This window comes from Vibrio sp. 1727, from assembly GCF_033344415.1.
GTDB classification, from domain to species: domain Bacteria; phylum Pseudomonadota; class Gammaproteobacteria; order Enterobacterales; family Vibrionaceae; genus Vibrio; species Vibrio alginolyticus.
The window spans coordinates 1-820 of the sequence record NZ_JAWPOT010000168.1 but is presented as its reverse complement, the minus strand read 5'-3'; the positions used below and the strand labels follow the sequence as shown (position 1 = coordinate 820).

General features: G+C 46.5%; 2 protein-coding genes. Both read left to right on the top strand.

The features are described from left to right. Positions 1 to 472: helix-turn-helix domain-containing protein (locus R8O10_RS24580; RefSeq protein WP_318191867.1), on the top strand; the 472-nt coding region annotated here is incomplete at its 5' end. Positions 473 to 573: 101 nt separating this feature from the next. Further along, a partial coding sequence (locus R8O10_RS24575) for a hypothetical protein (protein ID WP_318191866.1) occupies positions 574 to 820 on the top strand: 247 nt, incomplete at its 3' end.

Genomic DNA, 820 nt, shown 5'->3' with positions numbered 1-820 from the left:
TGCGCTTCGTGAACGCAAACAAGACATTGAAAAGCTCACTCAACACTTTCTGGTACGCGCCGCAGCTGAGCTTGGAGTGGAAACCAAAACCTTGCACCCGTCGACGGTCGAAATTCTCAATCGACTCAATTGGCCGGGCAACGTACGTCAGCTAGAAAACATTTGTCGCTGGTTAACCGTGATGGCGAGTGGCAGTGAAGTATTACCGAACGATTTGCCTTCAGAGCTTTTGGAAGAGAAGAAGACCGTTTCGGATTCAACCAAAGGTAGCTGGCAAGAACAATTGGCGGACTGGGCACGCCAATCGCTCGCTGCGGGGGATAAAGAACTACTTTCTTTCGCATTACCAGAATTTGAGCGCATTTTATTAGAAGCTGCATTGGAGCACACTAAAGGTCACAAGCAAGATGCCGCTAAAGTATTAGGCTGGGGACGCAATACGCTAACCAGAAAGTTAAAAGAGTTGTACTGACCGTCACTTAAGCAGTGAGTTAACAATGAGAGTGCTTAGCGCTCGATATTAACAGAAATGTCAGTACAATTAAGGTGAACCATCCCTAATGTGACTAGGCAATGTCTACTGCAAAGACTCAAATTACGCTACGTACTGCTGTACTCATCCCTTTTGTGATGATTTTCTTACTGGCTATCGGTGTGATTGTCTACGTCCAAAAACAAAGCTATGAAGAGGTGGTGACCGACATCAGCGATAAACAGCTGTCGGTGTTGACCGAAAGTGTCTACGACCACCTCAATAGTTATCTGCGAAAGCCGTTTACGGCGGTGATGACACTTGCTCACAACGTGAGTTATCACAACC